Source organism: Desulfovibrio sp. 1188_IL3213 (genome assembly GCF_036763145.1).
Taxonomy (GTDB): Bacteria; Desulfobacterota; Desulfovibrionia; order Desulfovibrionales; family Desulfovibrionaceae; genus Desulfovibrio.
Genome location: NZ_JBAIYR010000503.1, coordinates 1 through 1501 on the forward strand (window position 1 = coordinate 1; position 1501 = coordinate 1501).

The window sequence follows — 1501 nt, forward strand, 5'->3', positions numbered from 1 at the left end:
TCACACAAGCCGCAGGCCGAGGGGCAAAATGGCTGCGTATCGCCAAGGGGGCGGGCAAGGCTGCCGGTGCCATTGGCGTTGGCTTGTCAGTAGTTGATGCCATTGCCACGGAATCGGATGCCAGCCTCAGCCGTGAGCAAAAAAATATAGCGCATTCCGGTACGGTTGGCGGTCTGGCAGGTGGTTTTTCCGGCGCAGCCACGGGCGCGCTTCTGGGGTCTGCCGTGCCGGGCTTTGGAACGCTTGTTGGTGCTCTTGCCGGGGCAGTAGCCGGTGCCTTGGGCGGCGCAGAAGTGGGCGAAAAAATAGGGCAAGCACTTTGGGGAGATAACGGCCCCGCACAAAGCCGCGACGAAGCCATGCCCGACGATTATCTTGAAGCCCTGCAATACGTCCAGCAGCAGGCGGCGCAGCAGCCCATCTCTGTGACTATAGAAAACAAGCTGGATATTGACGGCGACCGCATAGCCGAGGCCGTTACGCGGCGGCTTGTGCGCGACGATACCCGGAGGTAGCCCCCATGTCCCTGCTGAACACCCTGAATGAAGTCGCTTCCCCCTGGGCCACCATGCTTGACGCCTCGTTCCGTGGCGTCAAGTTTCAGGTCGCGGGCATCAGCGACAAGGGCGAAAAATCCCTCGCCGTGCATGAATACCCGTACCGCCCCGGCGCGGAGGTGGAAGATTTGGGCCGCAAGGCCCGGCTTACGCCCGTCAGGGCGATCTTTTGGGGCCGCAATTACCTGTCCGAAGTCAGCGCCCTTGTCAGGGCGTTTGAAGAATCCGGCAAGGGTGAGCTGGTGCATCCGCTGTTCGGCACCCTGCAAGTGTGCGTCAAACACTGGAATATCGAGCATGATGCTGAAACGCGCGACTACGCCGCTGTTGACTTTGAATTTATTGAAGCCTCGCTTGATAATCCCTTCTTTGACGCCAAGAGTATGCGCGGCCTTGCCGACAAGGCGCAGGGCAGTATGCTTTCTGGCCTTACGTCCGCCATGAATGAAGCCAGCGCAGCTCTGGCTGAAACGCTGGCCCCCCTGCAAGAGGCCGCTGCCTATGTGCAGGGCGCAGTACTCACGGAACTGCGCGCCATTCTCGACGTGTATGACGGGGCCGGGGCTGTTGTGCGCACTGCTGTTTCCTATATTGATTCTCCGGTGGGCTTTGTGACAGACCTGCTGGCCTGCCAGTTCAGCGCTGCCAGCGCGGTCAGCGGCCTTGGCACATTTGCCGGATTGTCGTCGTTGTCGGGCGTTTTTCCGCGCGTCAGCCTTTCGTCTGACAAGCCGCAAACCACATATGCTGTTGGCTCAAGCGCCTACGGCGATTCGTGGATTACTGGCCCGCAAAATTCTGCCAGCAGTGGGCAGCTTTCAGTGCGGCAAGACGGCCCTGCTGCCGTGCCTGCGGCTACAGATGCCCCGTCCAGTCGCCAGACGGCCCGCGCCCAGGCCGTGACCTACGCCATGCTGGCACAGACCAATACACTGGCAACCGCC

1 protein-coding gene and 1 pseudogene are annotated in these 1501 nt (G+C 61.0%); both read left to right on the forward strand.

Features of this window, described 5'->3' with window-relative positions:
• Positions 1-515 (forward strand): annotated as a pseudogene (locus V6C16_RS13060) (hypothetical protein); the annotation flags it as partial.
• Positions 516-520: 5 nt separating this feature from the next.
• Positions 521-1501: DNA circularization N-terminal domain-containing protein (locus V6C16_RS13065; RefSeq protein ID WP_333543413.1), on the forward strand; the 981-nt coding region annotated here is incomplete at its 3' end.